At 69.7% G+C, this 15,553-nt stretch carries 18 protein-coding genes and 1 tRNA gene; 11 read left to right on the plus strand and 8 right to left on the minus strand.

Features of this window, described 5'->3' with window-relative positions:
• Window positions 1-42: 42 nt before the first annotated feature.
• A complete protein-coding gene (locus D8Y23_RS04890) occupies window positions 43-315 on the minus strand; it encodes a DUF4031 domain-containing protein (protein WP_128217053.1) in 273 nt (90 codons plus the stop codon).
• Window positions 316-528: 213 nt separating this feature from the next.
• On the opposite strand from D8Y23_RS04890, the gene rplU reads away from it, so the two are divergent.
• The 9 genes from rplU (at window position 529) to rsfS (ending at window position 7,444) form a co-directional block, all read left to right on the plus strand.
• Complete coding sequence (rplU, locus tag D8Y23_RS04895) at window positions 529-837, plus strand: 50S ribosomal protein L21 (protein ID WP_164878144.1); 309 nt, start codon at window positions 529-531, stop codon at window positions 835-837.
• Between the two features lie 18 nt (window positions 838-855).
• Window positions 856-1,116, plus strand: coding sequence for a 50S ribosomal protein L27 (gene rpmA, locus D8Y23_RS04900; protein ID WP_022878252.1), 261 nt, complete (start codon window positions 856-858; stop codon window positions 1,114-1,116).
• A 94-nt stretch (window positions 1,117-1,210) separates the two neighbouring features.
• A complete protein-coding gene (obgE, locus tag D8Y23_RS04905) occupies window positions 1,211-2,758 on the plus strand; it encodes a GTPase ObgE (protein ID WP_128217054.1) in 1,548 nt (515 codons plus the stop codon).
• On the plus strand, window positions 2,755-3,591 hold the full coding sequence (gene proB, locus D8Y23_RS04910; RefSeq protein ID WP_128217055.1) for a glutamate 5-kinase: 837 nt from the start codon (window positions 2,755-2,757) through the stop codon (window positions 3,589-3,591). Before obgE ends, proB begins: the two co-directional genes overlap by 4 nt.
• A 4-nt stretch (window positions 3,592-3,595) precedes the next feature.
• Window positions 3,596-4,855, plus strand: a complete 1,260-nt coding sequence (locus tag D8Y23_RS04915) for a glutamate-5-semialdehyde dehydrogenase (protein WP_128217056.1) — start codon at window positions 3,596-3,598, stop codon at window positions 4,853-4,855.
• A 49-nt stretch (window positions 4,856-4,904) separates the two neighbouring features.
• A complete protein-coding gene (locus D8Y23_RS04920; RefSeq protein ID WP_128217057.1) occupies window positions 4,905-5,129 on the plus strand; it encodes a hypothetical protein in 225 nt (74 codons plus the stop codon).
• 10 nt (window positions 5,130-5,139) lie between these two features.
• A complete protein-coding gene (gene nadD / locus D8Y23_RS04925) occupies window positions 5,140-5,736 on the plus strand; it encodes a nicotinate-nucleotide adenylyltransferase (protein ID WP_128217058.1) in 597 nt (198 codons plus the stop codon).
• Complete coding sequence (locus D8Y23_RS17060) at window positions 5,733-7,070, plus strand: hypothetical protein (protein ID WP_240663791.1); 1,338 nt, start codon at window positions 5,733-5,735, stop codon at window positions 7,068-7,070. The genes nadD and D8Y23_RS17060 overlap by 4 nt, the downstream gene beginning before the upstream one ends.
• Window positions 7,067-7,444, plus strand: coding sequence for a ribosome silencing factor (gene rsfS, locus D8Y23_RS04935; RefSeq protein ID WP_128217059.1), 378 nt, complete (start codon window positions 7,067-7,069; stop codon window positions 7,442-7,444). The genes D8Y23_RS17060 and rsfS overlap by 4 nt, the downstream gene beginning before the upstream one ends.
• A 47-nt stretch (window positions 7,445-7,491) precedes the next feature.
• Here rsfS and D8Y23_RS04940 read toward each other — a convergent pair whose 3' ends face one another.
• Window positions 7,492-8,529: a methionine synthase gene (locus tag D8Y23_RS04940; protein ID WP_128217060.1), complete on the minus strand. Its 1,038-nt coding sequence runs from the start codon at window positions 8,527-8,529 to the stop codon at window positions 7,492-7,494.
• Between the two features lie 20 nt (window positions 8,530-8,549).
• Window positions 8,550-9,542 (minus strand): putative oxygenase MesX, encoded by a 993-nt coding sequence (locus D8Y23_RS04945; RefSeq protein WP_128217061.1) that lies wholly within the window; start codon window positions 9,540-9,542, stop codon window positions 8,550-8,552.
• A 121-nt stretch (window positions 9,543-9,663) separates the two neighbouring features.
• Here D8Y23_RS04945 and D8Y23_RS04950 point away from each other — a divergent pair, with 121 nt between their 5' ends.
• The gene (locus D8Y23_RS04950; protein WP_128217062.1) at window positions 9,664-10,605 is read left to right on the plus strand and encodes a LysR family transcriptional regulator; all 942 of its coding nucleotides are present in this window, start codon (window positions 9,664-9,666) and stop codon (window positions 10,603-10,605) included.
• 49 nt (window positions 10,606-10,654) lie between these two features.
• Here the strand turns inward: D8Y23_RS04950 and D8Y23_RS04955 are convergent.
• From D8Y23_RS04955 to D8Y23_RS04975, 5 genes are all read right to left on the minus strand, one after another.
• A tRNA-Ala gene (locus tag D8Y23_RS04955) sits at window positions 10,655-10,727 on the minus strand.
• Between the two features lie 42 nt (window positions 10,728-10,769).
• A complete protein-coding gene (locus tag D8Y23_RS04960) occupies window positions 10,770-11,675 on the minus strand; it encodes a 3-methyladenine DNA glycosylase (RefSeq protein ID WP_128217063.1) in 906 nt (301 codons plus the stop codon).
• The gene (locus D8Y23_RS04965) at window positions 11,672-12,382 is read right to left on the minus strand and encodes an SOS response-associated peptidase (RefSeq protein ID WP_128217064.1); all 711 of its coding nucleotides are present in this window, start codon (window positions 12,380-12,382) and stop codon (window positions 11,672-11,674) included. The genes D8Y23_RS04960 and D8Y23_RS04965 overlap by 4 nt, the downstream gene beginning before the upstream one ends.
• 62 nt (window positions 12,383-12,444) lie before the next feature.
• Window positions 12,445-13,476: an App1 family protein gene (locus tag D8Y23_RS04970; protein ID WP_128217065.1), complete on the minus strand. Its 1,032-nt coding sequence runs from the start codon at window positions 13,474-13,476 to the stop codon at window positions 12,445-12,447.
• A 5-nt stretch (window positions 13,477-13,481) separates the two neighbouring features.
• On the minus strand, window positions 13,482-14,162 hold the full coding sequence (locus D8Y23_RS04975; RefSeq protein ID WP_128217066.1) for a DedA family protein: 681 nt from the start codon (window positions 14,160-14,162) through the stop codon (window positions 13,482-13,484).
• A 42-nt stretch (window positions 14,163-14,204) separates the two neighbouring features.
• Between D8Y23_RS04975 and D8Y23_RS04980 the strand changes: the two genes are divergently transcribed.
• Window positions 14,205-15,449, plus strand: coding sequence for an anthranilate synthase component I family protein (locus tag D8Y23_RS04980; protein ID WP_240663793.1), 1,245 nt, complete (start codon window positions 14,205-14,207; stop codon window positions 15,447-15,449).
• Window positions 15,450-15,553 lie beyond the last annotated feature (104 nt).

Raw genomic sequence — 15,553 nt, forward strand, 5'->3', positions numbered from 1 at the left:
CGAAGCGACAGATATTGACCCCTCACGCGGGCTCGCAGCACCTCAGCGGGCGCGGCGCTCTCGGGCGGTGATGCGCAGGCCCGACGCACGCAACCGGCGGACGAGTTCGCGGCCACCCACGTGCTCGGCGCCGGCGGCCACGAGGTCGGCGTGCCGGTCGTCGGGGACGTCGTAGTGGTCGAGGTCGAACGCGCGGCGCGGGATTCCGGCCGCAGCCGCGAAGGCGTGCAGCTCGGCGAGGTTCGCATCGCTCACGAGATGTGCCCACAGCCGACCGTGCGCCGGCCACTGCGGGTCGTCGATGAGAATCGCCACCCCGTGATCCTACGACCGACACGCGGTCCCGGTGCTTTTGCCGGATGCCGCTGGGTGAGCTAAACTCGTCCTTTGGTGCGTCGTGTCCGCGCAGTTGGCGCGAGACCCCGCAGGCTTCGGCCGGCCGGATCGCACCGAGACTCAGGGCGTCAAGCCCTCCCGAACGTCATCAGACAACCGGAGCCGTGCGCTCCCGAACGAAACAGGTGTGAAGTGGTTTACGCAGTTGTGCGCGCCGGCGGCCGGCAGGAAAAGGTCGAGGTCGGCACGATCGTCGTGCTCGACCGCCAGGCGGCGAAGATCGGCGAGAGCATCCAGCTGCCCGCCGTCCTGTTCGTCGACGGCGAGACCGTCACGACCGACGCCGACAAGCTCGCGAAGGTCTCGGTCACGGCCGAGGTCCTCGGTGAGGAGCGCGGTCCGAAGATCGTGATCCAGAAGTTCAAGAACAAGACCGGCTACAAGAAGCGCCAGGGCCACCGCCAGGACCTCACGCGCGTCAAGATCACCGGCATCAAGTAAGAGCCAGGAGACGCAGAGATGGCACACAAAAAGGGCGCAAGCTCCACCCGTAACGGTCGTGACTCCAACGCACAGCGCCTCGGCGTGAAGCGCTTCGGCGGCCAGGCCGTCAACGCCGGCGAGATCCTCGTCCGCCAGCGCGGCACGCACTTCCACCCCGGCGCCAACGTCGGTCGCGGTGGCGACGACACGCTGTTCGCCCTCGCCGCCGGCTCCGTCGAGTTCGGTCAGAAGGGCGGCCGCAAGGTCGTCAACATCGTCGCCGCCGCCGCGGAGTAATCCCGCAGCACGGCGTTCCCGAGGGGGTGGGCACTGCCCGCCCCCTCGTCGTTTTTCCCACCGGCATCGCCGGCCCCACCCGGAAGGATCTCTCATGGTCACCTTCGTCGACCGCGTCACCCTGCACCTGCGTGCGGGAAAGGGCGGCAACGGCTGCGTGTCGGTGCGCCGCGAGAAGTTCAAGCCGCTGGCCGGCCCCGACGGCGGTAACGGCGGACACGGCGGCGACGTCGTGCTCGTCGCCGATCCGCAGGTGACGACGCTGCTGTCCTACCACCACTCGCCGCACCGCTCCGCGGGCAACGGCGGGTTCGGCATGGGCGACCACCGCTCGGGCGCCGCCGGCGAAGAACAGGAGCTCCCGGTTCCGCTCGGCACCGTCGTGAAGGATCCCGACGGCACCGTGCTGGTCGACATGCTCACCCCGGGGATGCGGTTCGTCGTGGCGCCCGGCGGTCTCGGAGGACTCGGCAACGCCGCCCTCGCGTCCCCGAAGCGCAAGGCGCCCGGCTTCGCGCTCCTCGGGACGCCCGGGTGGGAGGGCGACGTCGTCCTGGAGCTGAAGACCGTCGCCGACGTCGCGCTGGTCGGTTTCCCCTCGGCGGGCAAGTCGAGTCTCATCGCGGCCGTCTCCGCCGCCCGGCCGAAGATCGCCGACTACCCGTTCACGACGCTGCACCCCAACCTCGGCGTCGTGCAGGCCGGCGATGTGCGCTTCACGATCGCCGACGTCCCCGGCCTCATCGAGGGCGCGAGCGAGGGCCGCGGCCTCGGCCTGGAGTTCCTCCGCCACGTCGAGCGCTGCACCGCCCTCGTGCACGTGCTCGACTGCGCGACGCTCGATCCGGGCCGTGACCCGCTCACCGATCTCGACGTGATCCTCGCGGAGCTGGACGCCTACCCTGTGCCCGACGGGCAGGTTCCCCTCCTGGAGCGCCCGCAGATCGTCGCCTTGAACAAGCTCGACGTCCCCGAGGCGCGCGATCTCGCCGAGCTCGTTCGACCCGAACTGGAAGCCCGCGGATTCCGCGTGTTCGACATCTCCACGGTGAGCCGTGCGGGACTGCGCGAACTGACATTCGCCCTGGGCGAGATCGTCGAGCAGCACCGTGTCGCCACGATCGACGACGCCCCCGCCGAGCGCATCGTCATCCGCCCGCAGGGTTCCGAGAAGGACTTCACGATCAAGGTCGAGGGCGGCACCTACGGACCCGTCTACCGCATCCTCGGCGACAAGCCGGTCAAGTGGGTGCAGCAGGCCGACTTCCAGAACGAGGAAGCCGTGGGCTACCTCGCCGACCGCCTGGCGCGGTTGGGCGTCGAGGACGAGCTGTTCCGCGCCGGTGCCGTGGCGGGCGCGACCGTCGTCATCGGACCGGGCGATGGCATCGTCTTCGACTGGGAGCCGACCCTGTCGTCGGCGGCCGAGCTCATGACGGCACCCCGCGGTACCGACCCGCGCCTGCTGCAGAGCACACGCCGCACGAGCAACGAGCGCCGTGAGCGGTATCACGAGCGCATGGATGCCAAGGCCGACGCCCGCGCAGAGCTCGAGGCCGAGCGCCGCGCGGCGCGTGCGGCGGGGATCTCGCCCGACGGCGACTCGTCCGCTCTGAGCTTCGAGGACGAGGACGAGCGATGACCGCACGCGTCCGCGCCGATGTGCCCGCGGCATCCCGCGTGGTGGTGAAGGTCGGCTCGTCGTCGATCAGCGGCGATGGCGCGTTCCGTATCGATCTCATCGTCGCCGCTCTCGCCGGGGCGCGTGAGCGCGGCGTCGAGGTGGTGCTCGTGTCGTCCGGCGCGATCGCGACGGCCCTTCCGCTCCTGCACCTCCAGGGTCGTCCGAACGACCTCGCGACGCAGCAGGCTGCGGCCGCGGTGGGGCAGAACGTGCTGATGTGGCGCTACCAGACCTCGCTCGACCGGTTCGGCCTCCTCGCCGGACAGGTCTTGCTGACAGCGGGCGATCTCGAGAACGCCACCCACCGCTCGAACGCGCGCCGAGCGATGGAGCGGCTTCTGGGGCTCGGCATCCTGCCCATCGTCAACGAGAACGACACCGTCGCGACGCACGAGATCCGCTTCGGCGACAACGACCGGCTCGCCGCGCTCGTCGCGCAACTGATCGGCGCGGACGCGCTCGTCCTCCTCAGCGACATCGAGTGCCTGTACACCGCGCCGCCCAGCGAGTCGGGAGCACGCCCGATCACCGACGTCGAATGGGGCGACGACCTGTCGGAGTACGTCTTCGGCTCGGTCACGGTGAACGGCGTCGGAACCGGCGGAGCCGCGACGAAGGCGTCCGCCGCCAAGCTCGCGTCCGCCGCCGGCGTGGGCGTCCTGGTCACGAGCGCGGATCTCGTGGCGGAGGCGCTCGCGGGCGCCGCCGTCGGCACCTGGTTCGCCCCGAACCCCGACCCCGTCACCCTCGCCACCGGACCCGTGGGCGCGGTCCGCGCGGCGGTAGACTGACGCGATGACCCTCACCGCCGTTTCGGTCGACGAACGCCTGCGCCTGGCCAAAGAGGCAGCTCGCCAGGTCGGACTCCTCGATTCCGCGGCGAAGACCGCCCTTCTTCGCGCGATAGCGGACGCGATCGACGCAGCGAGCGAGGCGATCATCGCGGCGAACGCCGACGATCTCGACCGCGGACGTGATGCCGACATCGGCGACGCTCTGCTCGACCGGCTCCGGTTGGACGCCACTCGTGTGGCAGCCCTCGCGGCGGCGGTGCGCGACGTGGCCGAGCTCCCCGACCCGGTCGGACGCGTGCTGGACCGTCGCACCCTCCCGAACGGACTCCAGCTCGAGAAGGTCGCGGTGCCGTTCGGCGTCGTCGGATCGATCTACGAAGCGCGTCCGAACGTGACGGTCGACATCGCCGCCCTTGCCCTGCGCTCCGGTAATGCCGTCGTCCTGCGCGGCGGGTCGGCTGCGCAGAGCTCGAACGCGGCGCTCGTCGAGGTCATGCGCGGTGCGTTGCGACGCGAGGGCGTGTCGCCCGAGGCGATCCAGACCGTCGACGACTTCGGGCGTGACGGCGCTCGCGCGCTGATGAACGCCCGCGGACTCGTCGACGTGCTCGTTCCCCGAGGCAGCGCCGGACTCATCGACACGGTGGTCACGCAGTCGACCGTCCCCGTCATCGAGACCGGGGCGGGTGTCGTCCACGTCTACCTGGATGCCACGGCTCGCGCCGAGTGGGCCCGCGACATCGTGCTGAACGCGAAGACCCAGCGTCCGAGCGTGTGCAACGCGGTCGAGACCGTCCTCGTGCATCGGGATGCCGCCGACCGCCTGCTGCCCGAGCTCCTCGGGTCGCTCGCCGCCGCCGGTGTCCGCGTGCACGGCGACGAGACCGCCGCCGGTTACGACCACCGAGTGGTCGCGGCGACGGAGGACGACTGGGCGACGGAGTATCTGAGTCTCGACCTCGCCGTGCGCGTCGTCGACGACCTCGACACGGCGCTCGAGCACATCCGCCGATACTCCACGCATCACACCGAGTCGATCATCACCGACGACGAGGCATCCGCCTCCCGATTCCTGGCGGAGGTGGACTCGGCCGTGGTCCTCGTGAACGCGTCCACCCGGTTCACCGACGGCGGCGAATTCGGGTTCGGCGCCGAGGTGGGGATCTCCACCCAGAAACTGCATGCGCGCGGCCCCATGGGACTCGCTGAGCTCACCAGCACCAAGTGGCTCGGGCGCGGCGACGGCCAGGTCCGGGCCTGACCGCTAAAATGACCTTGCGCCTCGCGCAGAAATCTCGAACGGAGCACTGATGACTTTCGCCTCGCTGATCGCCCTCGCCGCTGAAGAGGGCGCACACCACGGCGGTAACCCGCAGGCCGAGACCTTCTGGATCGGCGCCGTGGCCTTCATCGGGTTCGTCGCTCTGAGCCTGGTCACCCTGTCGTACCGGAACGTGTCGAACCGCCACGCGCACAAGGCCGCGGCCTACACCGCCACCCACGGGACGCCCACCCCCGAGGCGCACGGCCACTGAGGCCCACCGTATGTCGGTGACGCGCGCCCCTCGCATCGGGGTCATGGGTGGGACGTTCGATCCCATCCATCACGGTCACCTGGTCGCCGCCAGCGAGGTCGCGCAGTCGTTCGACCTCGATGAGGTCGTCTTCGTCCCCACCGGTGAGCCGTGGCAGAAGGCCGACGTCACCGAGAGCGAGCATCGCTATCTCATGACGGTCATCGCGACCGCCTCGAACCCGCAGTTCACGGTCAGTCGCGTCGACATCGATCGGGCCGGACCCACCTACACGATCGACACCCTGCGCGACCTGAAGCGCGAGCGCCCCGGTGCCGACCTGTTCTTCATCACCGGCGCCGATGCCGTCGCGCAAATCCTCGGGTGGCGCAATCATCAAGAGCTGTGGGACCTCGCCCACTTCGTCGCCGTGTCCCGTCCCGGGCACGTGCTGACGACCGAGGGCCTCCCCACCGACGACGTCAGCCAGCTCGAGATCCCCGCGCTGGCCATCTCGTCCACAGACTGCCGTGCCCGTGTGCGCCGAGGACACCCCGTGTGGTACCTCGTGCCCGATGGCGTCGTGCAGTACATCGCGAAGCACCACCTCTACCGGAGCCCTGCATGAGCACATCCGAGACCCCCGAGACCCCGCCGCTGACGCGGCGTCAGCTGCGCGAACTCCGCAACACCGGAGCGACGCCGATCATCGCCCCGCCGCAGGACGCCCCGGTCGACGACGAAGCCGCGGCCGCATCGCCGTCGACGAGCGGGGATGCCACACCCCCCGCCGACTCCGCCCTCGAACCGCGGTCCGTCGAGTCGACGCCCGCCGAGGTCACGCCCGTCGAGACCGAGTCCGCCGAGCCGGAACGAGCCGCGAAGCCGCAGCCCACAGACGAACCTGCCGCGACAGAGGAGACGCCCGCGAAGAAGCCCGGCGTGCTCGGCAGCCTGTTCGGCCGGGGCAGGGCGGAGAAGGTCGAGCCGACCGCGCCCGAGGCGCCCGAGGCGGAGGCGCCCGCGCCCGAAGCGCCCGTGGAGGAGGCGCCCGACGCCTCCGCACCCGTCGCTGACCGGCCGGACCAGGCCCCCGTGCAGCCGCCTGTCTCCGCGTCGTTCCCCGCGCACGACGGTGGCGACCTCGGCGTGACCCGCCTCACGCGTCGTCAGGTCCGCGAGCAGGAGCGCATCCGCACCGCCTCGGTTCCCGTCATCGCGCCCGACCTCGGGCAACCGCACGCGGCGCAGACCGGTGACGTCACCGCCGCTCCCGCGGATACCCAACTCGACACCTCGGCGTCCGAAGCGGAGAGCGCGGATGCGGTGACGTCGGAAACCAGTGCCGCCGCGGCGGCCGACGCCGCCGACGACATCTCGGACACGAGCGAGGGCGTCAGCCCCGCGATCTTCCGCCCCGCCGCGGTCGACGAGGCACACGCGTCGCAGGAGGCCGTGTCCACGGTGAACCCGGCCCTGGGTTCCGACCTGCTGGCGGGTCAGACCCCCGAGGTCTCGTTGCCGCCCTCCTTCGACCAGCTCATCTCGCGCAGCGCTGCCGCGACCGGCTCGGTCTCGACCCCGAACGCGCTGATCCTGTCGCAGACGCCGGCGGGTGTTCCGCTCGTCGGCCCCGTCACCTCGACCGGAGAGGTGCTCATCACCGGCACGTTCGAACTCCCCGAAGGGCTCGGTTCGGCCGGTCACGCCCCGGGAACGACCGACGGTCGCGACGTCGACATGGTTCTTCTCGACGGCGAGCTCCCGCCCGCCTCGTCGCCGACCCCCATCGCGGCCAGCGCCGCCATCAGCACCGTCAAGCAACCCGGTGAGATCATCCGCCCTCCGGCACCCGAGAAGGGCAGCAAGCTCGTCATCGGTCTCATCATCACCACCGGCGCTCTCGCCGTGGCGGTCGCCGTCGCGCTGGTCCTCGCCTTCACGACAGGAGTCTTCGGATGACCGCCAGCCCCAACGGGATCGAGATGGCGCGTATCGCCGCGATCGCCGCCGACGCGAAGGCCGGTGAAGACCTCGTCGCCCTCGACGTCTCCGACCCTCTGCCGCTCGTCGACATCTTCCTCCTCGTCACCGGACGCAACGAGCGCAACGTCGCCGCGATCGCCGACGAGGTGGAGGAGAAGCTGCTCGAAGCCGGGCACAAGCGCCTGCGCCGCGAGGGCCGTCAGGAGTCCCGCTGGGTGCTGCTGGACTTCGGCGACCTCGTCGTCCACGTCTTCCACGAGCAGGAGCGGGTCTACTACGGTCTCGAGCGGCTGTGGAAGGACTGCCCGGTGGTGCCGCTGGAGCTTCCCGCTCCGGCCTCCGCCGACTGACGCCGACACCGAAGGGCCGCCCCTACAGGGGCGGCCCTTCGCGCGTGTCAGACGAGCGCTCCCGCGAGTTCCTGGCGCAGGATCGCCGCACCCGCGCTCAGCGCACTGAGCTTCGCGAGGGCGACGTCGCGCGGCAGCGGCGCCATGCCGCAGTTGGAGCTGGCGATGAGGTTGTCGGCATCCACGTGGTCCAGGGCTCGCCGAAGCGTCGCGGCGACCTCCTCGGGGCGCTCGATCTCGTTAGACGCGACATCGATGGCGCCGAGCATGATCTTCTTCCCGCGGAGCAATTCGATCACCTCGATCGGAATGCGGGAGTTGTGCGACTCGAGCGACACGATGTCGATGCTCGACTGCTGCAGCAGGGGGAACGAGTGCTCGTACTGGCGCCACTCGGGTCCGAGCGTGGCCTTCCAGTCGGTGTTGGCCTTGATGCCGTAGCCGTAGCAGATATGCACGACGGTCTCGGCGTGCAGCCCCTCGACGGCTCGTTCGAGCGCCGCCATACCCCACTCGCGCACGTCGTCGAAGAAGACGTTGAACGCGGGTTCGTCGAACTGGATGATGTCGACACCGACGGCCTCGAGTTCCTTCGCCTCCCGGTTCAGGATGCCGGCGAACTCCCACGCGAGCTTCTCGCGGCTGCGGTAGTACCGGTCCGAGAGCGTGTCGATCATCGTCATCGGTCCCGGCAGCGCCCACTTGATCGGCTGGTCGGTCTGGGAGCGGAGGAATCTGGCATCCTCTACGAAAACAGGCCGCGGGCGCTCCACAGGTCCGACGACGGTGGGGACGCTCGCGTCGTAGCGGTTGCGGATGCGCACCGTCTCGCGATTCTCGAAGTCGACACCGCTGAGGTGCTCGATGAAGGTCGTCACGAAGTGTTGGCGGGTCTGCTCGCCGTCGCTGACGATGTCGATGCCACGCTGCCGTTGTTCGTGGACCGCGGTGCGCAGGGCGTCCTGCTTGCCCTCGACCAGGGCGTCGCCCTCGAGTGCCCACGGGGACCAGAGCTTCTCGGGCTCGGCGAGCCAGGAGGGTTTGGGGAGGCTGCCGACGGCCGCGGTGGGGATCAAGGCACTCATGCGTACGGGGCTCCGTCGGGTCAGTGGACGAGGGCGGGGGAGAGACCGGCCCAGCGGGCGAGCATCTCGCCGTGGGGCTTCACGAAGTGCTCCTCGGCGTACTTCCCCTGCGTCAGGGCGAGACGCGAGCGTTCCTCGCGGTCGTAATCGACGCGGGTGCGCGAGAAGTCGCCGCTCTCCAACGTCGGGCGGAACACGTGAGCGGCGGCGGAGTTGGCGTTGTAGATCTCGGGCCGGTAGATCTTCTGGAACGTCTCCATCGTGCTGATCGTCCCGATGAGCTGGAGGTTCGTGTAGTCGTTGAGCAGGTCGCCGCGGAAGTAGAACGCCAGCGGCGCCGAGCTGCCCTCGGGCAGGAAGTACCGCACCTGCAGACCCATCTTCCCGAAGTACTCGTCGGTGAGCGAGTAGTCGTCCTGCACGTACTCCACCCCGAGCACGGGATGCCGGTTGTCGGTGCGCTGGTAGGCCTTACTCGTCGAGACGCTGATGCAGATCACGGGTGAGACGTCGAAACGCGCGCGATAGGCGGGGGACTCCAGGAAGTGCTGGAAGAGCTTGCCGTGCAGCGCGCCGAAGTCGTCGGGCACCGTGAAGCCGCCGGCGGCCGCGCTGGCGGCGGGCAGCAGCACGCTGAAGTCGAAGTCACGAAGGTACGACGAGAAGTTGTTGCCGATGATCCCGTGGTGGCGCGCACCGGTGGTCCGATCGAGGACGACGAGATCGAGGACCTCCAGGAGCGGGAAGCGCTGGTCGTCCCCGGATGCCGCGAACTCGAGGTCGACCGAGACGATGTCGATCTCGAGGGTGTAGCGCTCACCCTCGGGGTTGTCCCAGCGGGCAAGGTCGTTGAACCGCCGGTCGATCATCGCCAGAGCGGCACGGAGGTTCTCCTGCCGATCCGCACCCCGCGCCAGGTTGGCGAAGTTCGTCGTGGCACGCGAACTCTCGGACGGGGAGTAGTTCTCGTCGAATCGGGTGGTCGAGATCTGGAACGTGAAGTAGGTGGACATATCCCGGAGCTCCTCTCGCGCGTCGGCAGACCGCCGCGCGGTCATCAGTGTTCCCATGGTGCTCGCCCGTGGCATCCATCGGGTAATCCGTCTCGACTATCCGCTCCTATAGTGTTTGCCTATGGCCCGTCGACCGAGCGGCGTGACGCTGCAGCAACTCCAATCCTTCATCGAGGTCGCGGCGGAGGGGTCGATCTCCGCCGCCGCCGATCTGCTGTACGTCTCGCAGCCGACGATGTCGGCGGCGATGAAAGACCTCGAGGCGCGCGTGGGTCGATCGTTGCTGGTCCGCTCGGCGCGTGGCATCACACTGACATCGGACGGTGTCGAGTTCCTGGGCTACGCACGGCAGGTCGTGGAGCAGGTCGCCCTCCTCGAGCAGCGCTACCTCGACCGTCCGCCGTCGCGGCGCCTGCTGGGCGTCTCCGCGCAGCACTACTCCTTCGTCGTGGATGCGTTCGTGCGCATGGTGAAGGCGAGCGGCGCGGCGCGGTACGAGTTCTCGCTGCGCGAGACACGAACGTGGGACATCATCGAGGACGTCCGGACCCTGCGGAGCGAACTCGGCATCCTGTATCGGAACGACTTCAACCGGGATGTCATCGACAAGCTGCTGCGCGACTCGGGACTGTCGTTCCATCCGCTGTTCCTGGCCGACCCGCACATCTTCGTCTCGCGGAAGAACCCCCTCGCCGCGCGGGAGCGCGTGACGTTGGACGACCTCGCGGGACTTCCTCGACTGACCTTCGACCAGGGCACGAACAACTCGTTCTACTTCGCGGAGGAGATCCTCTCGACCCTGTCGAGCGAGCAGGAGATCCGCGTCTCGGACCGGGCGACGATCTTCAACCTCATGATCGGTCTCGAGGGCTACACGATCTCGACCGGGATCATCAGCGACGACCTCGACCCCGAGATCGTCGCCGTGCCGTTGGACGTGGACGAGCGCATCGAGATCGGGTGGATCGCGCAGAACGCCATCCCGCTCACCGACCAGGCACGGCGCTACCTCGACGAGGTGCGCGCGGTGGTGCGGGAGTTCGACGTGGTGCTGCTCGGCTGACCGCGACGGGAATGGCGAAAGCCCCCGCCGAGACGGAGGCTTTCTTCGGTGGACCTGAGGGGACTCGAACCCCTGACCCCCTGCATGCCATGCAGGTGCGCTACCAGCTGCGCCACAGGCCCGTTTTCTGTTCTCGCCCCGTTCGAGGCAACTCCATGAGCTTACTACACGGATTCAGGACGCAGGAAATCGGCGCCATCGGGCGTGTCGACTCCCGACGTGACGGCTGCGAGCAACGACGCGCGCAGCACCTGCGACCGCTCGCTCACCGCCCGCTGGCGCGTGACGTACTGCGCCTTGCCCTCCGGGGTCTCGATGGCGACGGGGGAGTACCCCCAGTCGGTCAGGTCGTACGGCGACGCCTCCATGTCGAGAGTGCGGATGTCACGGGCGAGCTCGAACGCGTCCAGCAGGATCGCGCCGGGCACGAGTGGCCCGAGCTTCACCGCCCACTTGTAGACGTCCATGCCGGCGTGCAGGCATCCGGGCTGCTCGACGTCGATCTGGAGGTCGCGCGACAGAAGGCCGCGATTGCGCGGAACCGCGTCCGGGGTGAAGAACCGGAAGGCGTCGAAGTGCGTGCACTTGAGGTCGTGCGCCTCGACCACGGCATCCGTCCCACGGGATCCCAGACGGAGCGGCACCGCATGGCGCACCTCGTCGGCGCGGTAGGCCATGGCCCACTCGTGCAGCCCGAAGCAGCCGAACTGCGCCGGGCGGGCGGCGGTGGCGCGGAGCAGATTCACCACGCCGCGGTACAGCGAGCCGCGGTCGCGGCGGAAGAGTTCGGCATCCACCTCCACGCCGTCGGCGGCGGGGCGGTACCAGCGCCACGTTGCACGCTCGTCGGCGTCAGCCAGAACGACCCCGGGGCCTGGATGCCACCGGCGCAGGATCGCCGGCTTGTACGAGTAGTACGTGAAGAGGAAGTCCTCGACCGGATGCTTCTGGCCCCGGGCGGCGCGGGCACGGTGCGCGGCGGTGAGTGCGTCGGCTCGCTCCGCGTGGGCCTCGGCCAGCGCGGTCCAACCGGCGCGGGAGAGCACCGCCGTCTCGAGGAGTGCCGTCATCCGACCGGCTCGATGAGTTCGGGGCCGTCGTTGCGCACGTTCCCCACAGCGGGCGACACGACGTGGTCGTCGAGCGTCTCGGCGACGTCGGGGGCGGCGTCGATCGCGGCATCCAGGATGTCGCCGACGTTCTCGGTCGTCGGATCGAGCCACGCGTCGGCGAAGTCGGGGTCCATGAACAACGGCATCCGGTCGTGGATGGATCCGAGGCGACCGATCGCGTCGCGCGTGAGGATCGTGCAGCTCAGAACCCAGCGCGCGGGGTCGTCGTCGGCTTTCGCCGGGTCTTTCCACCACTCGTAGAGCCCGGCGAAGAACAGGGGCGATCCGTCGGCGGGGTGGATGTAGTGCGGCGTCTTACCTGCCTCGGTCGTCTTCCACTCGTAGTACCCGGAGGCGGGGATCACCGCGCGCCGCTTGATGAGGGCGTTGCGGAACATCGGCTTGTCTTCGATCTCTTCCGACCGCGCGTTGAACGCCCGCGCGCCGATCTTGACGTCCTTGGCCCAGCCGGGAACGAGCCCCCACCGCGCGACCTCGAGGCGCCGCACGGGAGGCTCGGTCTTCACCGAGTCGAGCACGATGGCGACGGATGCCGTCGGCGCGATGTTGTACGACGGGGGAGGCAGCTCATCGGTCTCGACGTCGACGCGCAGCACGCCCACGAGCTCGGATGCCACATTGGCCACGACGAATCGACCGCACATGCTTCGAGCGTACGCGGGACCTCGGACACGCGGCCACGCGGTGCCGCGCAGCGAACACCGCCTCAGGCGTCGCGGGTGATGACGCCCACGGCTTCGAGGCGCTCGAGCAATCCCGCACCGTCGGACTCGCTGACCCACGGCACGTCCGCGGCGGAGTGGTCGTCGACGACCGTGCGGCCACCGGCGAGCACCGCTTCGGCGGGCGACAGGCGGCGGATCGCGACTGCGGCGACGCTGTCGGGGTGGTCGATCGCGAACTGCGTGTAGATCGCGTCGTCGTGCTGACCGTCGTCGCCGACGAGCAACCACTTCACGTTCGGGAACTCCGCGGCGATGCGGCGGAGGTTGCTCTCCTTGTGCGCCCGTCCGCTGCGGAACCACCGGTCGTGGGTCGGTCCCCAGTCGGTGAGCAGGAACGACCCCGACGGGAACAGGTGTCGGCGCAGGAACCGGGTGAGCGTCGGGGCGACGTTCCAGGCGCCCGTCGACAGGTAGATGACCGGTGTACCGGGGTGTTCGCGCGACAGGCGCTCGAGCATGACGGCCATACCCGGCACGGGCTGCCGGGCGTGCTCGTCGAGGACGAACGAGTTCCACGCGGCGAGCAGCGGACGCGGGAGCGCGGTGACCATCACGGTGTCGTCGACGTCGCTGACGACGCCGAAGCGCACATCCGTTCCGACGATGAACACGCGCGTCTCTGTCGGTTCGCTGCCTTCCACGGTCATCGTGACGGTCTGCCAGCCGGGCGGCAACGTGGCGGGGAGCTTCGCGTCGATCACGCCACCGCGGTCGGCGACGATCTCGTGCGGAACGCCCTCGATGGTGACGGTGACCTTCGCAGACCCGACGGGCACCGCCGCGAAGCTGCGCCAGCCGCGCAGGCTCGCGAATTCACCGGTCGAGGTGCGCTTCACCGGCGGCGTGATCAGCACGCGCCCGAGGACGCGCACCCATTCCTCCGTGCCATACCCGGGGAATCCGGTGGCCGAGGGCCGCAGTCCGCGCGCGCGGGCGCGGTGCTCGCGCCAGGCGTGGAAGCGGTACTCGAGGCGGGCGAACCAGAGCACTTTGGCGCGAGGGGAACGAGGCATCCCGTTTAGTCTTTCACGTCATCGCCCGCCGGTTCGAGAGAGTCGCGCTCTTCGGCCAGATGCCGACGCTCGATACGCTCCAGCACCTTCTTGCCGACGTAGACCAGGACGAGGAACACCACGATGATGCCGACGAACACGTAGCCGGCGTAGTGGATCCGATCGGCGAGTTCGCGGTACGTGCCCGCGGCGGTCGCCGCGACCGAGATGTACAGGCTCGCCCAGACGATGCACGCGGGAGCCGTCCACGCCAGGAACCGGCGGTAGCGGTAGCCGCTCATGCCGACGGTCAGGGGCACGAGCGAGTGCAGCACGGGGAGGAAGCGCGAGAGGAAGATCGCGGGTCCGCCGCGCCGGCGGAGGTACCGGTCGGCGCGGTCCCAGTTGCGGTCGCCGAGCTTCTGCCCGATCCGCGAGGCACGGATGCGCGGTCCGAAGTACCGGCCCAACCAGAATCCGAGACTCTCGCCCGCGAGCGACCCGAGCACGACGGCGACGCCGAGCACCACGCCCTCGAGGGGAGAGGCGATCGCGGTCCCCGCGACGATGACGACGGTGTCGCCGGGCACGACAAGACCCACGAGCACGCTCGTCTCGAGCATCATCGCGACACCGGCGACGAGCGTGCGCACCACGGGGTCGACGTTCTGCACGACGTCGAGGAGCCACGTGAGGATCTCGTTCACCTCCGTCAGCCTAGGGCCGTGGGATCGGCTTAGCCTGGGAGCGTGCCGCGTCCTTTCTCCCCGGTCGTCCTGCCGCGGTGGCGGGATCCCGACGACGTCTTCGCCGCGCTCTTCGCGACCGCGCCGGGCGCGTTCTGGCTCGACGCGGGCGTCGGCGCCCCCTCCGGCTGGAGCTACCTCGGTACCGGGACCCCGGCCGCCCCCGACGCGCCCATGGCGATGGATGCCACACCCCCCGCGTTCCACCACGACGGCGGCCCCGCATTCCGCGGGGGATGGGTGGGCTGGGTCTCGTACGAGGGCGAACCCGCGTGGCTCCGTGTGGATGCTCTCCTCGCATTCGATCACGCGTCGCGACGGGTCTGGGCGTTCTCCGCCGATGCCGCCGCGCTCGCCGACGCGGCCACCGCGGTTCCCGATGCGCCACCGGTTCCGGAGGTGCGGCCCGGGGGCGTGGCATCCGCTCGCCACACTCCCGAGGAGTACGTCGAACTGATCGGGGCGTGCCGAGCGCGGATCGCCGCGGGCGACGCGTACCAGCTCTGCCTCACCACGCGCTTCACCGTCCCAGGCGCGGTGGATGCCGTCGCCGCCTTCCGCCGGCTGCGGCGAAGCGCCGCGTCGCACCACGCCGGTTTCGTCCGCATCGGCGACACGACGCTCGTCAGCGCGTCACCCGAACGCTTCCTCGAGGTGCGCGGGGGGCGTGTGCACACGCATCCGATCAAGGGCACGCGCCCACGGCATCCCGATCCCCTCCGGGATGCGGCCCTCGCCGACGACCTTCGAACGGATGCCAAGGAGCGCGCCGAGAACGTCATGATCGTCGACCTCATGCGCAACGACCTGTCGCGCGTGTGCGTGCCGTCGTCGGTGGGCGTCGACCGGCTGCTCGAGGTCGAGACCTACCCGACGGTGCACCAGCTCGTGAGCGAGGTCTCCGGCACGCTCCGCCCCGGGACGACGATCGGCCAGCTGCTGGACGCGGCGTTCCCGGCGGGCAGCATGACCGGTGCTCCGAAGGCGTCGGCGATGGAGATCCTCGCGGGCCTCGAGGGCGGGCCCCGCGGCGTCTACTCCGGCGCGTTCGGGTGGGTCGGCGACGACGGATCCGCCGATCTCGCGATGGTCATCCGCAGCATCGTCGTCGAGCCGGATGCCACCTGGGTCGGCGCCGGCGGAGGGATCACGTGGCGCTCGGTCGCGGCATCCGAGGTCGCCGAGGTGGGGATCAAGGCGCGGGCTCCGCTCGCGGCCGTGGGGGCCCTCGTTCCGCCGGGATGGTGACGGGCACGCGGTGCCGGAAGGCGCTCTGCGCGGTCCGGTAGCCTGGACGCTGGCCCTCGTGGCCTCCCGACTTTCACGATTGGTCTCACCCGTGTCTCAGAACC

Source organism: Microbacterium enclense (assembly GCF_004022425.1).
Taxonomy (GTDB): domain Bacteria; phylum Actinomycetota; class Actinomycetes; order Actinomycetales; family Microbacteriaceae; genus Microbacterium; species Microbacterium enclense_A.

What these genes read in the sequence shown, in the direction of transcription:
- rpmA (WP_022878252.1), top strand. Translation starts at nt 856, where the DNA reads ATGGCACACAAAAAGGGCGCAAGCTCCACCCGTAACGGTCGTGACTCC.
- obgE (WP_128217054.1), top strand. Translation starts at nt 1,211, where the DNA reads ATGGTCACCTTCGTCGACCGCGTCACCCTGCACCTGCGTGCGGGAAAG.
- proB (WP_128217055.1), top strand. Translation starts at nt 2,755, where the DNA reads ATGACCGCACGCGTCCGCGCCGATGTGCCCGCGGCATCCCGCGTGGTG.
- D8Y23_RS04915 (WP_128217056.1), top strand. Translation starts at nt 3,596, where the DNA reads ATGACCCTCACCGCCGTTTCGGTCGACGAACGCCTGCGCCTGGCCAAA.
- D8Y23_RS04920 (WP_128217057.1), top strand. Translation starts at nt 4,905, where the DNA reads ATGACTTTCGCCTCGCTGATCGCCCTCGCCGCTGAAGAGGGCGCACAC.
- nadD (WP_128217058.1), top strand. Translation starts at nt 5,140, where the DNA reads ATGTCGGTGACGCGCGCCCCTCGCATCGGGGTCATGGGTGGGACGTTC.
- D8Y23_RS17060 (WP_240663791.1), top strand. Translation starts at nt 5,733, where the DNA reads ATGAGCACATCCGAGACCCCCGAGACCCCGCCGCTGACGCGGCGTCAG.
- rsfS (WP_128217059.1), top strand. Translation starts at nt 7,067, where the DNA reads ATGACCGCCAGCCCCAACGGGATCGAGATGGCGCGTATCGCCGCGATC.
- D8Y23_RS04940 (WP_128217060.1), bottom strand. Translation starts at nt 8,529, where the DNA reads ATGAGTGCCTTGATCCCCACCGCGGCCGTCGGCAGCCTCCCCAAACCC.
- D8Y23_RS04945 (WP_128217061.1), bottom strand. Translation starts at nt 9,542, where the DNA reads ATGTCCACCTACTTCACGTTCCAGATCTCGACCACCCGATTCGACGAG.
- D8Y23_RS04950 (WP_128217062.1), top strand. Translation starts at nt 9,664, where the DNA reads ATGGCCCGTCGACCGAGCGGCGTGACGCTGCAGCAACTCCAATCCTTC.
- D8Y23_RS04960 (WP_128217063.1), bottom strand. Translation starts at nt 11,675, where the DNA reads ATGACGGCACTCCTCGAGACGGCGGTGCTCTCCCGCGCCGGTTGGACC.
- D8Y23_RS04965 (WP_128217064.1), bottom strand. Translation starts at nt 12,382, where the DNA reads ATGTGCGGTCGATTCGTCGTGGCCAATGTGGCATCCGAGCTCGTGGGC.
- D8Y23_RS04970 (WP_128217065.1), bottom strand. Translation starts at nt 13,476, where the DNA reads ATGCCTCGTTCCCCTCGCGCCAAAGTGCTCTGGTTCGCCCGCCTCGAG.